The sequence below is a fragment of the Paraburkholderia sp. RL17-337-BIB-A genome, assembly GCF_046025895.1.
In the GTDB taxonomy this organism is placed as follows: Bacteria; Pseudomonadota; Gammaproteobacteria; order Burkholderiales; family Burkholderiaceae; genus Paraburkholderia; species Paraburkholderia fungorum_C.
In genome coordinates, this window is record NZ_JARESY010000001.1 from 3945978 (window position 1) to 3962151 (window position 16174).

Annotated in this window: 12 protein-coding genes; 6 read left to right on the top strand and 6 right to left on the bottom strand. The window is 63.4% G+C overall.

Features of this window, described 5'->3' with window-relative positions:
- The first annotated feature begins 11 nt into the window (after positions 1–11).
- The 4 genes from glyS to P0D84_RS17665 are packed head-to-tail and all read left to right on the top strand — an operon-like array spanning position 12 to position 4458.
- On the top strand, positions 12–2162 hold the full coding sequence (gene glyS / locus P0D84_RS17650; RefSeq protein WP_408338405.1) for a glycine--tRNA ligase subunit beta: 2151 nt from the start codon (positions 12–14) through the stop codon (positions 2160–2162).
- Positions 2163–2172: 10 nt separating this feature from the next.
- Complete coding sequence (gene gmhB, locus P0D84_RS17655) at positions 2173–2727, top strand: D-glycero-beta-D-manno-heptose 1,7-bisphosphate 7-phosphatase (RefSeq protein ID WP_408338407.1); 555 nt, start codon at positions 2173–2175, stop codon at positions 2725–2727.
- A 40-nt stretch (positions 2728–2767) separates the two neighbouring features.
- Positions 2768–3526: a lysophospholipid acyltransferase family protein gene (locus P0D84_RS17660; RefSeq protein WP_408338409.1), complete on the top strand. Its 759-nt coding sequence runs from the start codon at positions 2768–2770 to the stop codon at positions 3524–3526.
- A 44-nt stretch (positions 3527–3570) separates the two neighbouring features.
- Positions 3571–4458, top strand: coding sequence for a M48 family metallopeptidase (locus P0D84_RS17665; RefSeq protein WP_408338411.1), 888 nt, complete (start codon positions 3571–3573; stop codon positions 4456–4458).
- A 149-nt stretch (positions 4459–4607) separates the two neighbouring features.
- Here P0D84_RS17665 and P0D84_RS17670 read toward each other — a convergent pair whose 3' ends face one another.
- The 6 genes from P0D84_RS17670 to P0D84_RS17695 all read right to left on the bottom strand — a co-directional run bounded on the left by P0D84_RS17670 (position 4608) and on the right by P0D84_RS17695 (position 11074).
- Complete coding sequence (locus P0D84_RS17670; RefSeq protein ID WP_408338413.1) at positions 4608–5006, bottom strand: hypothetical protein; 399 nt, start codon at positions 5004–5006, stop codon at positions 4608–4610.
- A gap of 26 nt (positions 5007–5032) precedes the next feature.
- The gene (gloA, locus tag P0D84_RS17675; RefSeq protein ID WP_408338415.1) at positions 5033–5419 is read right to left on the bottom strand and encodes a lactoylglutathione lyase; all 387 of its coding nucleotides are present in this window, start codon (positions 5417–5419) and stop codon (positions 5033–5035) included.
- Positions 5420–5520: 101 nt separating this feature from the next.
- Positions 5521–7173 carry a long-chain-fatty-acid--CoA ligase gene (locus P0D84_RS17680; RefSeq protein ID WP_408338417.1) on the bottom strand — a complete coding sequence of 551 codons (1653 nt, stop codon included), beginning with the start codon at positions 7171–7173 and terminating at the stop codon, positions 5521–5523.
- 156 nt (positions 7174–7329) lie between these two features.
- Complete coding sequence (locus tag P0D84_RS17685; protein ID WP_408338419.1) at positions 7330–9150, bottom strand: alkyl sulfatase dimerization domain-containing protein; 1821 nt, start codon at positions 9148–9150, stop codon at positions 7330–7332.
- A gap of 111 nt (positions 9151–9261) precedes the next feature.
- Entirely contained in the window at positions 9262–9954 is a 693-nt protein-coding gene (locus P0D84_RS17690) for a TetR/AcrR family transcriptional regulator (protein WP_408338421.1), read from the bottom strand.
- Between the two features lie 163 nt (positions 9955–10117).
- Complete coding sequence (locus P0D84_RS17695; RefSeq protein WP_408338423.1) at positions 10118–11074, bottom strand: LysR family transcriptional regulator; 957 nt, start codon at positions 11072–11074, stop codon at positions 10118–10120.
- A gap of 103 nt (positions 11075–11177) precedes the next feature.
- On the opposite strand from P0D84_RS17695, the gene P0D84_RS17700 reads away from it, so the two are divergent.
- Both P0D84_RS17700 and P0D84_RS17705 read left to right on the top strand, forming a co-directional pair.
- The gene (locus tag P0D84_RS17700) at positions 11178–12536 is read left to right on the top strand and encodes an MFS transporter (protein ID WP_408338425.1); all 1359 of its coding nucleotides are present in this window, start codon (positions 11178–11180) and stop codon (positions 12534–12536) included.
- Positions 12537–13123: 587 nt separating this feature from the next.
- A complete protein-coding gene (locus P0D84_RS17705) occupies positions 13124–16174 on the top strand; it encodes an autotransporter family protein (RefSeq protein WP_408338427.1) in 3051 nt (1016 codons plus the stop codon).

The window sequence follows — 16174 nt, forward strand, 5'->3', positions numbered from 1 at the left end:
AACATCAAGAAATGACTCAACCCCATCAAGCTACCCTGCTCGTCGAGCTGCTGACCGAAGAACTGCCGCCGAAAGCGCTCGCGCGTCTCGGCGACGCCTTCGCCGAAGGCATTGCGCAGCGCCTCGCGGCGCGCGATCTGATCGAAGGCGAACTGTCGTTCGAACGTTACGCAACGCCGCGCCGCCTCGCCGTCACGATCAGGAACGTGCGTTCGGTTGCGCCGGAAAAACACGTGCGCGAAAAAGTGCTGCCGGTTTCCGTTGCGCTGGATAAAGACGGTCAGCCCACCGCGCCGCTCGCCAAGAAACTGGCCGCGCTCGGCTTCCCCGACTTCTCGGTGAACGATCTGGAACGCGCGCAAGACGGCAAGGCCGAAGCGTTCTTCCTGCGCTACGCCGCGCCGGGCGCCACGCTCGCCGAAGGCCTGCAAGCCGCGCTCGACGAAACGCTCGCCAAGCTGCCGATCCCGAAGGTGATGACCTATCAGCGCCCGGACGGCACCAATGTGCAGTTCGTGCGTCCGGTGCATCGTCTGACCACGTTGCATGGCGAACAGGTCGTGCCGGTCAGCGCGCTAGGCGTCGATGCCGACGACACCACGCTCGGCCATCGCTTCCTGTCCGAAGGCTTCGTGCAGATCCAGCATGCGGATTCGTACGCGGACACGCTGATGCACAAGGGCCGCGTGGTCGCTAATTTCGCCGACCGCAAGGAAACCATCCGCACGCATCTGCTCGCGCAAGCCGAAGGCGATCAGGTGGTGATGCCGGAATCGCTGCTCGACGAAGTGACGTCGCTGGTCGAATGGCCAGTGGTCTACGCCTGCCGTTTCGAGGACGAATTCCTGCAAGTGCCGCAGGAATGCCTGATCCTGACGATGCAGACGAACCAGAAATACTTCGCGTTGACGGATGCGAACGGCAAGCTGCGCTCGCGCTTCCTGATCGTGTCGAACATCGAAACCAGAACGCCGGGCGATATCGTCGAAGGTAACGAGCGCGTGGTGCGTCCGCGTCTGGCGGATGCGAAATTCTTCTTCGAGCAGGACAAGAAAAAGCCGCTCGCCGACCGTGTGCCGTTGCTCGCGAACGTCGTGTATCACAACAAGCTGGGTTCGGCGCTGCAACGCGTCGAGCGGCTGGAAGCACTGTCCGGCGCGATTGCTTCGCTGATCGAAGCGGGTCAACAGGGTCATCAGGCGGCCGGCGAGATTCACGCGCAGTTTGCCGGGGACGTGGCGCTGGCCAGGCGCGCTGCACGTCTGGCGAAAGCCGATCTGATCACCGACATGGTTGGCGAATTCCCCGAGCTGCAAGGCACGATGGGCACGTACTACGCGCGCCACGACGGCGAGCCGGAAGAGGTCGCGCTCGCGTGCTCGGAACACTATCAGCCGCGTTTCTCCGGCGATGCACTGCCCACCACGGCAACCGGCACTATCGTCGCGCTCGCCGACAAGCTCGAAACGCTGGTCGGCATCTGGGGCATCGGCCTGCAACCGACCGGCGAGAAAGACCCGTTCGCGCTGCGCCGTCATGCGCTTGGCGTGCTGCGGATCCTGGTCGAGAAGCAATTGCCGCTCGACCTGATCGAACTGCTGCGCGCGGCTTACGCGACATTCGCCGCCGTGCCGGGCGTCGCCGATTCCACGCAAGCGATCTACGACTTCAGCATGGACCGTCTGCGCGGCCTGCTGCGCGAACGTGGCTACGCGCCGGGCGAAATCGACGCGGTGCTGGCCCTGAACCCGTCGCGCCTCGACGACATCGTCGCGCGTCTGGATGCGGTGCGCGAATTCGCAGCGCTGCCGGAAGCGGCTTCGCTCGCCGCGGCCAACAAGCGCATCTCGAACATCCTGAAGAAGTCGGAAAGCGCCACAAGCGGCGGTGTGCAGGTCACGCTGCTGACCGAAGCGGCGGAAAAGGCCCTGCACGCGCAATTGGAACAAGTCGCGCCGCGTGTGCAAACGCAACTCGCTGCACGCGACTACACGGGCGCGCTGACCGCGCTCGCCGCGTTGCGCGAACCGGTCGACACGTTTTTCAACGACGTGATGGTCAACGCCGAAGATCCGGCGTTGCGTGCCAACCGTCTGGCCTTGCTCGGCGCACTGCATCAGCAGATGAATTGCGTCGCCGACATTTCCCGACTCGCCGCCTGAGCGCCGCCCCATGCCGACCAAAAAAGTGGTGATCCTCGACCGCGACGGCGTGATCAACGTCGATTCCGACGCGTTCATCAAGTCGCCGGACGAATGGGTTGCCTTGCCGGGCGCGCTCGAAGCGATCGCGCGGCTGAACCAGGCGGGTTATCGCGTGGCGATCGCGACGAACCAGTCGGGCATCGGCCGCGGCCTCTTCGACATGAACGCGCTCAATGCGATGCATCTGAAAATGCATCGCATGGCGGCGGCGGTCGGTGGACGTATCGACGCGGTGTTCTTCTGCCCGCATACGGCGCAAGACCACTGCGAATGCCGCAAGCCGAAGCCCGGCATGCTGAAGATGATCACCGAACGTTTCGAAGTCGATCCGGAGCATACGCCGGTAGTCGGCGACGCGATGCGCGATCTGCAAGCGGGCGCGGCACTCGGTTTTCCGACGCATCTGGTATTGACCGGCAAGGGTCGCAAAACGCTCGCAGCTGGCGGCCTGCCCGAAGGCACCCAGGTGCACGATGACCTGCGCGCGTTCGCGCTCGACTTTCTCTCCGACGATCACGAGTGATGCGCGTCGAGCGCGTCCCCACCCCTCACAAACCACACCGATGCGCTTCATTCGTTCTTTGCTGCTGCTGATCTACTTCGTGCTGTTCACGGTGCCGTATGCGACCGCGTGCTTCATCGCGTTTCCGTTCATGCGCGCCGATAATCGCTACTGGATGGCGGCCGGCTGGTGCCGCGCCACGCTCCACACGGTGCGCTGGCTGAACGGCATCCGCTACAGGATCGACGGCTTCGAGAATTTGCCCGACGGTCCGGCCGTGCTGCTGTCCAAGCATCAATCGGCGTGGGAAACGCTGGCCTTTCCGGCGCTGATGCCGCGGCCGCTGTGCTACGTGTTCAAGCGCGAGCTGCTGTATGTGCCGTTCTTCGGCTGGGCGCTCGGCATGCTGAAGATGGTTCACATCGACCGCAAGGAAGGCAAGTACGCGTTCGAATCGGTCATCAGACAAGGCAAGGCGCGCATGGCGGAAGGCGCCTGGGTGATCATGTTTCCGGAAGGCACGCGTACGCCGACCGGCAAGCAAGGCAAGTACAAAACCGGCGGCGCGCGTTTCGCGATTGCCACCGGCGCGCCTGTCGTGCCGATCGCGCACAACGCCGGACGTGTGTGGCCTCGTAACTCGTTTCTCAAATATGCGGGTATAGTCACAGTGTCGATCGGCAAGCCGATCGAGACCACGGGGCTCACGCCCGATGAAGTGAACACGCGCGTCGAACAGTGGATCGAAGCTGAAATGCGTCGCATCGATCCTACCGCGTACCGCGCGGCGGATAGCAGCTCCGCCGCCGCACCAATCTGACGCGCCCGCGCCCTCGAAGGCGCATTTGCGCGAAGCCGAATCCGATGCAGAAGTCTCCTACGTCGCAGCCCGCTGTGGCGCTCGATAACCGGCAGCTCGATCTCCCGCTCTTCGCCGAGCCGGGGTCGACGTCGTCGTCCCCAACACCCTCCGCGCCTTCGGGCTCGCAGAGCGGGCAGCAGCCCGCCGTGCCGCTCGCCCCGGACGGTACCAGGCTGCGCAGCCTCACCATCGGTTCGCGCACGCTGCACTATGCGCTCAAGCGCTCGGCACGCCGCTCGATCGGCTTTGCGATCGACAGCACCGGCCTGATGATTACCGCACCACGTTGGGTCACGCTCGCCGATATCGAAACCGCGATCACCGAAAAGCAGCGCTGGATTTTTACGAAGCTGATCGAATGGCAAACGCGTGTCGAACAGCGCGCGTTGCCCAAGGTCGACTGGAAAGATGGTGCGGAAGTGCCGTATCTCGGCCAGCCGGTGCGCGTGAAGCTCGGTTCACCGCAAGGCATGCTCGCGTTCAATGCGGATGAAGCCGCATTGCAAGTGCCGCTGCCCTTGCAAGCCGACCCTCAGCAGATCAAGGATCGCGTGCAAGGCTGGCTGCAAGGCGAAGCGAAACGCCTGTTCGGCGAGCGCCTCGCGATCTACGCGGAGAAGCTGGGCGTCAACTATCGCGCGTATGCACTTTCTTCGGCGGCCACGCGTTGGGGCAGTTGTTCGAGCGACGGCAAAATTCGTCTGAACTGGCGGCTGATCCACTTCCCACTGTCGATTATCGATTACGTCGTCGCGCACGAACTCGCGCATCTGCGCGAGATGAATCACAGCCCGCGCTTCTGGCAGACGGTCGAATCGATTTTTCCGGAATTCCGCGAAGCGCGCCAGACGTTGAAGTCGCATCCGCCGGAATTGCTGCCGACGCTTTAGAGCCATCGGATCCTGCGGCCTTGGCGTTTTCCGGCCGTTGCAACCGGTCTTTGAGACTTTCGGTCAATAGCCCGGACCGAAGACCATGCATGAAGATTTGAAGGCGGCGCTTCGACCCGAAGCGCCGACCTTCCGAGCCCCGAGAAGGCTCATGCCGTGCAGAAGGTTTCCTGCAGATGGCGCCACGTCACGTTGCCGTGCGCATCCAGATCCATCACCGCTGTCGAGCGCCGCACGTTCGCATTGCCCGCCTTGTCGCGCTGATACTCACGATATTTCACTACCGCGCCCGATGAATACTCGGACACGATCTCCATATCGCGGATCGAGATTTGCGAGCCCGGACGCGCGCCATTCAGCTTCGCGAAAGTCTCGCGCACGCTCGCGTGGTCCAGTGCGATACCGGACGGCATGACCAGCGTGAATTGCGGAGCGAAGCGCGCCATGATGCGATCCAGCACGCCGTGATCCGCGGCGCCGTCGAACAAAGCCTGGATTTCGACGTGGATGTCGCCAAGTTCTTTGAAGTAGGGATTGCTGTTATTCATTGCTTGTCTTCGCCCCGCCGCTTACGTCACGCTTTCTTCTGGATGAACTCGATCTTGTAGCCGTCCGGATCTTCGACGAAGGCGATCACGGTGGTGCCGTGTTTCATCGGGCCGGCTTCGCGCACGACCTTGCCGCCTTGTGCCTTGATCTTGTCGCAAGCGGCATACGCGTCGTCGACTTCGACGGCGAGGTGCCCGAAGCCGTTGCCGAGATCGTACGACGGCGTGTCCCAGTTGTGGGTCAATTCGAGGACGGCGCCGTCGCGTTCGTCTTCATAACCGACAAAGGCGAGGGTGAACTTGCCTTCCGGATAGTCCTGGCGGCGCAGCAATTTCATGCCGAGCAAGTCGTTGTAGAACGCAATTGAACGGTCCAGGTCGCCGACCCGGAGCATGGTGTGAAGCAGGCGCATTGTGTACTCCCTAGTGCGTGATGTCGAGGACGTAAATGTACCCGGAATCGCGCAACGCTGCAGGGCGTGCCCCACGCCGCCAAGCGCAGGGTACGCCCGCTTCACCCAGAGTGCTTCAATTCGTCGCGCAATGCGCGTCGCAGGATCTTGCCGACGTTGGTCTTCGGCAGTTCGCTGCGAAATTCGATGAGCTTGGGACGCTTGTAGCCCGTCAGTTGTTCCTTGCAGAATGCAAGAATATCCGCCTCGGTGAGCGCAGGGTCTTTCTTCACGACGTAAAGCTTCACCGCTTCGCCCGCCTCCGCGTCCGGCACACCGACCGCCACCACTTCGAACACACCCGGGTGCTTCGCCACCACATCCTCGATTTCATTCGGATAGACGTTGAAGCCCGACACCAGAATCATGTCTTTCTTGCGATCGACAATCTTCACGAAGCCTTCTTCCGTCATCACGCCGATGTCGCCGGATTTGAAGAAGCCGTCCGGCGTCATCACCCGCGCGGTTTCGTCGGGACGGTTCCAGTAGCCAGCCATCACCTGCGGCCCGCGAATGCAGATTTCGCCGCGTTCTCCGAGCGGCACTTCGTTGCCGGCGTCGTCGCGAATCGAGATATCCGTGGACGGCAACGGCAAGCCGACCGTCCCGGTGAACGCGGTGGACGTCGGCAGATTGGTGGTGGCGCACGGCGAGGTTTCCGACAACCCATAACCTTCGACGATCGGCACACCGGTGAGCGCTTGCCAGCGTTGCGCGACGGCTTGCTGAACCGCCATGCCGCCGCCGTTCGATTGCAACAGCTTGGAGAAGTCGAGCGTTTTGAAGTCGGGTTCGTTCAGCAGCGCGTTGTACATCGTGTTCACGCCGGGGAACGAATTGATCGCGTAGCCTCGCAAGGCTTTGATCAGGCCAGCCAGGTCGCGCGGATTCGGAATCAGAATGCCCATGCCGCCGCAACGTATCGTCAGCAAGCCGGAGACCGTCAGTCCGAAGATGTGATACAGCGGCAGCGCCGCCACAGTGATGGCTTGCTTGATGTCGGTGCGTCCGCGATAGACCGGCTCGCGCCACAACTCCGATTGCAAGACGTTGGCGATCAGATTGCCATGCAACAGCGTGGCGCCTTTCGAAACGCCCGTGGTGCCACCCGTATACTGCAGCACCGCCACGTCGCCACGCGTGAGCGTGACCGGTGTAAAGCCCGCCTCCGCGCCACGTGCGATCGCATCGTTCAATGCAATGCGTGAAGTGGGCGGCACAGCGGCCGCGATCTCAGGGCTGCCCACGCCAAGCATCTCGCTGATCGAGGTCAGCACGACATGCTTGACCGATGTTTGCGCCTCTACAGCCTCCAGTGTTTGAGAAAACGTATCGAGCAGCACGATCGCTTGCGCGCCGCTGTCGTTCAACTGATGCCCCAGTTCGCGCGGCGTGTACAGCGGGTTGACGTTCACCAGCACGTAACCTGCACGCAGAATCGCCGCCATGGCCACCGGATACTGCAACACGTTTGGCAGCATCACAGCGATGCGCGCGCCGCGTGCGAGACCTAGCCGTTGAAACCACGCTGCAAGATGACGCGACTTCGCATCGAGTTCACCGTAGGTCAACTCGCAGCCCATGCAGACGAATGCGCGCTCTGCCGCATGCTTCTGGAAGCTTTGCTCCAGCAAGTCCGCAACGGAGCTGAACTGCGTAGCGTCGATCTCGGCCGGCACGCCCGGCGGATAGGACTTCAACCAGATTTTTTCCATGTCTCCTTCCTTGTTGGTTTCGCTTCGCGATGCGTCAATGCACGAAGTGTCGTTGCGCTGCGCCGCTGTACCGCTGTGCCGCTGTGCCGCTGTGCCGCTGTGCCGCTGTGCCGCTGTGCCGCTGCTGCGCTGTGCCGCTGGCAAGGTACGCTGCGTCTATCGCGCAGTAAGCGCGGGCATACGCCGCACTGGGCGATCGAAGCAATCGAAGAACCTATGCAATTGCTCAACCGTGCCGCGCTCCAGCACCACAGTGCCGCTCTCGAGGCACTTCGGCAATCGCGTCGCCATGTCGCGCAGCAGGCCGTACAAGGTGCCGGTTTCCATCGCGACCTGAACGTCGATCGCCGAAGGGATACGCTCGTGAACCTGCAACACGCCACGCCGTAGTTCGAGCGCATGTGTTTCATCGCGATCCGTCACGCGCAATGCCAACGTCATCTGCAAATCCGCGCAACGTCTCGGATCGACGTTCACGCTGAAGCGCTGGAACACATTGCGCAACGGTTGGGCGCGCAACACATCCGTCGAGGCGAGACCCGCGCTGCCCGCGAACGGCAAATCGTCGTAAGCGTGTTCGAGTTCGCGTGCCGCGCTCAGATACCAGTTGCGCCAGTTGGTGTTCACCGTGCGGTAGCCCAACTCGCGTAGCGCGCTCGCCTTGATATTGCGCGCGTCAGTGTCGGTTGTATCGAAGCGCACCAGCAGCGTCGCCAATTCCGCGGCCCAGCGCCAGTCCGAGTCGCCCAGCGCGATACGCGCGGCCGCGCGCACCGCTTCCACACCGCCCATCATCCTGACCATGCGTTGCGAACGTTCGGCGCGCGGCAGCGGATCGAGCGACGCCGCATCGCCATCGAACCAGCCGAGCTGACCGCTATACACCTGGCGCACCGAATGCTTGACCGTGCCATAGTATTCGCCGAGCCACGCATGTTCCGAGAGATGCGGCGGCAGCGCGGGAATCGCTTCGGCGAGTTCGTCCGGGCTCAGTCCGAAGTTCATGTGACGGATGGTCTGATCGTGGATGAACTGGATGGCGTCGCGATACACGCACAGCACCTCGGCGACATACTGCGCACCCGATACCGGCCGGCCATGCGCCGGCACCATATGCGCCGCGTTGAAGCCGCGCATCATGTCGATGGTCTGATACCAGCGCACCGGATCGCGATAACGCGTGCCGCGCAGCGTATGCACGTTCGCGAGGCACTCGCCCTGGATCACTTCCGCCGACAGCAGCACGCCGAGGTCCGGCAGCCACATGATGATTTCGTCGTCGGCTTCCGAGGGGGCGTAGCGGAACTCGAAGCGCACGCCCGCCAGCACGATGTCGAGCTTGTCGTCGAACACGCGGGTCGGCGCGAAGAAGCTCGCCGGCTCGGCGATCAGCACCGGTCCGATGCCCGCGTTGACCTTGCCGGTCGCGCCGGGCGGCAGCAGCGTGCCGAAGCTGTAGGCCGAACGCGTGGCGAGAATCGGCGCGACGAGGTTCGCGTTGTTGATCACGGTGTCCATCAACGTGCGGTGCGCAATGATCTCGACGCTGCGTGCCTCGAGCGCGGCTTCATCGACAAAGGCGCGCACGCCGCCGGTATGGTCCGTGTGATTGTGCGTGTAGACCACGGCCTTGACCGGCAGTTCGGCATGCCGCGGATCGATCGCGCAGAAGTCCTCGTAGATGCGTTTCGCGGCGGACACCGCCTCGGTCGCGTCGATCACCACGATACCGTCGTCGCCCACCACGAAGATGATGTTTGCGATTGCGTAGCCGACCGCGCAATACACGCGCTCGGCGACGCGATAGATGCGCTGCGCCATGCGGCGCGAGTGTTCGGTGAGACGCGGCGGCACGGTCGGCGCGGCAATGGCGAAAGCGAGATTCACGCCGGCGTCGAACGCGACATCGAGCGGTTCGCCGATATGCGGCGCGTCGAAGGTGGGATTGCGGACCTGTTCAGGGCAACATGAGCTCATGCAGTGTCTCCTTGGATATTCGGCTGCGCGCAGCGGCCATCGCGCTGCACTTGAGGATGGGCTTTCGATTAATGGAACCGGCATTCTTATTCCGATTCCTGGGTAAAAAAATCAACCGTCCGGCAAACCGAGGCAGCGCCGCACCCGGATTTTCAGCCACGACCGCAGTTGCCGGCTGGAGAGCGACAACGGACCGGGGTCGTTCAATACGCTATTGACCAGCATGCCGAGGATCATTTGCAACGTGGCGCGCACTTCGAATTCGAGCGACTGAGTAGCGTTGTCATGGGCCTTGATGCCGCGTGACTGTGCCAACGCACTGACGAGGCGCGGCACGATCAACGCCAGAACCTCGTGATTGGTCGATTTCACGGCGTCCCAGCTCGCTTTGCGCTGCGAAGCTCGCAGCAACGACGCGTGATATAGACCGCGATTGCGCCGGAATGTCATCACGTAAAACGAAATGACCGCGTCGGCAAGCGTGCCTGCATCGTTCGAGCACCAGGCCGGGTCACGCTCGACGGTCTGGCGCACATGCTCGAGCCCCTCTTGCATCACCGCGTCCTGGACGACTTCGAAGAAGCTGTCCTTGTTATCAAAGCGCCGGTAGAACGCGCCGATAGACGTGCCGGCACGCTCGACGATGTCGTTGATCGACAGATCGTCGAGATTGCCGCTCGCCTCGAGCAACTCGCGCCCGGCTTGCAGCATGCGCACGAGCCCTTGCTGACTGCGCGTTTGGCGCGGCGCCGCGATGGCGCTGGGCTGCCGGGCTTCGCGGCTGCGTGGTGAAGTCGTCGTCATGCCGGTTTCAGCTTCGGTTCGCTGCTCTGAGAAAATGAAGACTCACGGCAAACCGGAATCTGGATTCCGGATCGTCCGCGATTGGGATCGCTGTGTCAATCGCATCCAGGGTAATCACGGGGGCCGATTATAGGATCACCCAGGCGGGCGTGCAGCGGTCCATTCATGTCGACATTGAGTCGGGATGCAGCAAGCCCTGGGCAGCGCGGTTGGCGCCCTCCATCACCTGCTCGGCGAGTCCCAGCGCGGAAGACGCGGCAGGTGACGGCGTGCGCTCGGCGAGGTACACCAGCGCGAATTCCAACGCGAGACGCGGCGGATTGACGAGCGGAATGCGCGCGAGCCGCCGCATCTCCAGATCGCGCCGCACCGCGGACGCCGTGGCGAACAGCACCGCATCGGTCTGCGCAACGACGTCCTTCAGCACCGCCACGTCGTTGCATTCGATCTGCAACGGAATCTGCTCGTGCGCGCGGTATTTGAGCAGGCGATGCAGCGCGTCCTTCATGAATGCCGGCAAGCTCACCGAGACCAGCGGAAACTCGCGCAACGCCGCGAGCTGCACCGGGTCGCGCGCAAACAGCGGATGGTCCGGGCGCGCGAACCAGCCGCCCTCGTGACGCGGCAGACGCTGCATCGTGACATCAGGCGTCACGGGCGGCACACGGCGATCAGTGACCAGAAAGTCGATCTGTTCGGCGCGCAGCTTGGCCAGCAGCGCATCGCCTTCGCCAAGCTCGATCGACACCTTGATCTTCGGAAAGCGCCGCGCGAACTGCACCAGCAGGTCCGGCAGCAGCACGACAGCCGCGTAGGGCCCGAGGCCGATGCGCACCTCGCCGAGCTCATGCGCTTTCAGCAGTTCGACGTCGCGAAACAGGCAGCGCGTTTCGAACAGCACGCGGCGGGCGCGCTCGACCAGCATCCGCCCGGCCGCCGTCATCGCGACGCCGCGCGCGGCGCGGTCGAACAGTTTCATGCCGACTTCCTCTTCGAGCGCCTGAATGCTGCGGCTCAATGCCGGCTGGCTCAGATGAACCCGCTCCGCCGCACGCGCGAAACTGCCCTCCTCCGCGAGCGCGATCAAATGGGTAAGACGGCGAGAATTGACCTCATGCATGATTTGCAAGCTCCCGATAACGAGAATGCACTTGAACAATTCAGTTATACCACCTCAAATGGGCGAAAACCCAGCGCCCCCGCGCCAGAAACGGAGACACGCTTTGCCCACTTTCCTCAGCAGCACGAAGCGCTGCACCGCGCTTGCCGCCGACGCGGCGTCGGCTCACCCAACCCAACCCATTCACGTGCGCGAGATCGCGCAAGGCCGCCGCTGGGTAATCGTCGCCGCGCTGTTCCTGTTCATGCTGATCAATTTCGCCGACAAGGCAGTGCTCGGTCTCGTCGCGATCCCGCTGATGCATGACATGCAATTGACGCACGCTCAGTTCGGCCTCGTCGGCAGCGCGTTTTTTGTGCTGTTCTCGATCTCGGGCATCGCCGTGGGCCTGATCGCCGATCGTGTCAACATGAAATGGCTGCTCGCCGCGCTCGCGCTGATCTGGGCGGTCGCGCAGCTGCCGCTCGCGTGGCCGGCCAGCTTCGCCGTGCTGCTGCTGTGCCGCGTGCTGTTGGGGGCGGGCGAAGGGCCGGCCTCGCCGCTCGCACTGCATGTGGTCTACACCTGGTTCGACGACCGCGAGCGCAATCTTCCCACCGCCATCGTTCAGCAGGGGGCGACCTCAGGTGTCATCCTCGCGGGACCGTTACTCACCTACATCTCGCAGCGGTGGCACTGGCACGCGACGTTTCTCACGCTCGGTGCGGTCGGCATCGGCTGGACCATTTTGTGGCTGTGCCTGGGCAAGACGGGCGATCGTCAGCACAACGCATCGCCCGCGTTTGCGCCGGTGGCCGCAGCCGGGCCTCATGCTGCGTCATTGCGCTTGCGGCGCATGCTGAGCGACCGCACCGTGCTCGGCGTGATGCTGCAATGCTTTGTCGGCTATGCGGTGATCGCGATCGGCTTCACCTGGGTGCCCGCGTATTTCCGGCTCGGCCTCGGCTTTGCCGCAACCCAGGCCGGTTGGTTGTTCGCACTTCAAGTCGCGGCGCAGATCCCGCTTGGCATCGCACTGGCGATGGCATCGCACCGAATGCTCAAGCGCGGCGTGCCGTCGAAGGTGGCGCGCGGCAAGCTGATCAGTGCGGCATGCGTGGTGAGTGGCTTTGCGTACTGCTCATTGTTGTTCGGCGCGCCGCCGTTCATCAAGGTCGCGTTGATGGGACTCGCCAGCGCGTTGGCGATCCAGACTTTCACCTTCGGTCCGATGCTGGTCGCCGAAGTCGCGCCGGCAGCGCGGCGCGGAGCCCTGCTCGCGATCACCAACTCGATCGTCACCACTGCGGGACTGATCGGCCCCGTTGCGATGGGCAAGCTGCTCGGCGCGACAGGCGACGCGCGTGGCTATGAAATCGGCTTCGCGGTGACCGGCGTGTTGCTGCTGATCGTCGGCGCGGCGGGTTTCGCGTTGATCGATCCACAACGGTCGAAGCGGCGCATGGAGGGCATTGCGGGATGATGCTTTTGGGGCCGCTTTTGCGGGGGTTTTGCGGGGGTTTTGCGGGGGGTTTTGCGGGGGGTTTTGCGGGGGGTTTTGCGGGGGGTTTTGCGGGGGGTTTTGCAGGGGGTTTTGCAGGGGGTTTTGCAGGGGGTTTTGCAGGGGGTTTTGCAGGGGGTTTTGCAGGGGCATTTGCAGGGGCATTTGCAGGGGCATTTGCATAGGCTTTTTGCATAGGCTTTTGCTGGGGCCTTCGGATTAGCTTTCGCAAGGGCTTGCAGGTGGTTCTTGCATGGCTGTTGCATGGCCCTTCGCGTCGCCTTCTTTCTCGGCCATCGCATTGCTTTCACTCGGCTTCAATGCGACTTTTGCAGCACCCTTTTTACGCCCCGTTCGAACAGTTCCTTTCCGCCCTACTCGAACAGTTCCTTCGTGTGCAGTCATGCCGCATACCACTCGCGTTCCGCGTCATTCGTACTGTTGACTAAATTCATCCGACAGTACATTCTCTTGCACATCGTCCAGACGCGGTATCCCAAGAGACGGCGCAGCGCACATAACAAACCCAGCAGGAACTGACCAGACCTGTTCTACTGGAGAACTACCGTATGCGTCGTGCATGCCCGCTGCATGTGTCTGTTCGTTCGCGTCTCTTCGAAGCCCTTTCGTCCGCACTCGGGTTAGCGATCCTTCTGCCATGCGAGCCTGCATTCGCAGCTTGCGACAACTCTGCGCCGCTCAGCGGCCAGACCGTCACCTGCGATAGCAGCGTGCCCAATCCGGCCGCTACGCCGGTCGCCGCGGTTGCCGGCAGCGCCAACGTCACGGTGAACGTGGAAACGGGTGCGGAACTCGACGTCACCGGCAACAACGTCATCCTCGTGCGCGACGGCAGCACCGTCACCAACCTCGGCATCTTGCACGGCGCCGGCGATACCTTCGACGCCATCTCGGCGCACGGCGCGAGCGACGGTACTGGCCACAACGTATTGATCAACCGCGGCACGATCGTCACCAGCGGCGTCGAATCGGAAGGCATGTTCAACAGCGCTGCCGCAGTCACGATGCTCAACGACACCGCCGGCGTGATCACTACCACGGGCAATGACTCAGTCGCGATGCATGACTTCGCGAGCCCAGGCGGCGGCACGCTGACCAACAATGGCACGCTCTCGACGAGCGGCGACGGGTCGCACGGCATGGCCGCGTTGACGAACAACGACACGCTCGTCAACAATGGCTCGATCACGACGACGGGCGCCGGTTCGGACGGCATGGTGGCCAACGGTAACGCCGTCGGCGGAACCGGCAACAACGTGCTGACGAATCACGGCACGATCGACGTCTCAGGTGTGAATGCACACGGCCTCGTTTCGTTGGACACCGTGCCCGGCGTCGTGACGAATACCGGCTCGGTCACCGCGCACGGAGCCGGCGGCCTCGGCGCATTCTTTTCCGGCAAGGTCACGCTAAACAATCTGTCGGGTGCCAGCATCGTCAGCCAGCAGGCCAACGGCATCGTCGCGAACGGCGGCGGCATCTTCAACAACGCCGGCACAATTTCGGGCGCCGGCAACGCAATCGCCATCGCCAACGGTGCGGCGACCGTGACGAACAGCGGCTCGCTCACTTCGACGTCGAGCCAGGCGATCAGCGCCACCGGCACATTCGACATCGCCATCAACAACACTGGCATGATCGCCGGTGGCAACGGCGCCGCGATCTGGACCAACGGCGGCAACGACACCTTCAACTGGAGCGGCGGCACTGTCACCGGCTTCGTGCGTCTCGATGCAGGCAACGACACCGCCAACCTCACTGGCCTCACCGACGCCAATCTCGCCGGCGTGCCGAGCTTCGACGGCGGTACCGGCAACGACGTGCTCAATTTCAACCGGACGTCGGCGAGCGGCCTCGGCCGCTTCGTCAACTGGGAGACCGTCAACGTGACCAACGGCGGCCAGTTGACGCTCGACGCCAACGGCCTCGTGCTCGGCGACAGCGGCACACTGACCGGCTCGCTCAACGTCGATGCGAGCAGCACGGTGTTTGCGGGCGGCTTTGGCGGCACGGCGGCGATCGCGCCAGCAGTCGCGGGCCAACGCGTGAACGTCAACAATGCGGGCATCCTCGATCTGACCAACGGCGCGACGGCGACGCGCAATACGCTGCTGATCAACGGCAACTACACCGGGCTCAACGGCCGCTTGCTGCTACAGACGGTGCTGGGCGCAGACGGCTCGCCGAGCGACAAGCTGGTGATCGCGCAAGGCGTCGGCTCGGGCAATACTTCGCTTGGCGTCACCAATGTCGGCGGCTCGGGCGGCGCCACGCTCACGGACGGCATTCTTGTCGTGCAGGCGGCGAACGGCGCGACCACGACGGCGAACGCCTTCACGCTGCCAAGGCCGCTGTCCGTGGGCGCCTATACGTACTATCTGTTCAAGGGCGGTGTGAGCGCGGGGACGGCAGACAACTGGTATTTGCGCTCGAGTGTGGCCGTGGCTCCGACTCCGACTCCGACTCCGACTCCGACTCCGACTCCGACTCCGACTCCGACACCGGCTCCGACACCGACACCTACTCCAACACCAACACCAACACCAACGCCCACACCGACACCGGTCGCCTCGGCCGCTCCGATCCCCGCGCCCGGCACGCCGGCCCTGCCCGCCCCTCCGTCCGCAGGCGTCGCCCCAACGCCGCTCTACCGCATGGAAGTGCCCGTCTATGCCGAGGTCCCGGTTCTCACGCGCGAACTCGGTATCGCGCAGATCGGCACCTTCCATGACCGCCAGGGCGAGCAGGCGCTGCTGAACGACAGCGGCCCGCTTGCCGCCACATGGTCTCGTGTCTGGGGCGAGCACAGCTCGCAAAGCAACAGCGGCGGTGCCAACCCTGAATTCAGCGGCACGATGACCGGCGTGCAAGTGGGCCAGGATATCTACGCGGATCGCAGCGCAAGCGGCCATCGCAATCACTATGGCTTCTTCATCGGCTTTGCCCGCGCCCAAGGCGACGTGAACGGCTTCGCGCTCGGTTTCCCCGATCTCTCAGCCGGGCGGCTGTCAATCAATGCATACAGCGCAGGCGTTTATTGGACTCATATCGGCCCCGGCGGCTGGTACACCGATGCGGTTGCGATGGGCAGCTCACTCACGCTCGATCCTTCGTCGAATCAGGGCATTGGCGCGAGTACGCACGGCCACTCGGTCACCACCTCACTGGAAGCCGGCTTGCCGATTCCGCTACGCGCCAATCTCAGTCTCGAACCACAAGCGCAACTGATCTGGCAGCACGCATCGATCAACGATCTGAACGACGGCATTTCGAACGTATCGTTTCACGCGGCGAACGGCCTGGTGGGCCGGCTCGGCGTGCGCCTGCAAGGCAGCTTCGAAGGCGCGGGCGCGCAATGGCAACCGTATCTGCGCGCGAATCTGTGGCGCTATTTCAACGGCACCGATAGCGCGACCTTCGCCGGCACGACCGTGATTCCCACCGATGTCGCCGCCACGGCCGCCCAGTTCGGCATCGGCATGGTCGCGCATTTGAGCGCGCGCGGCAGCGTGTTCATCACGGCGAGTTACACCACGAACGTGAACGGCGAGCATCGCAGCACGGTGGAGGGCAATCTGGGCGCGCGCTGGAGTTGGTAA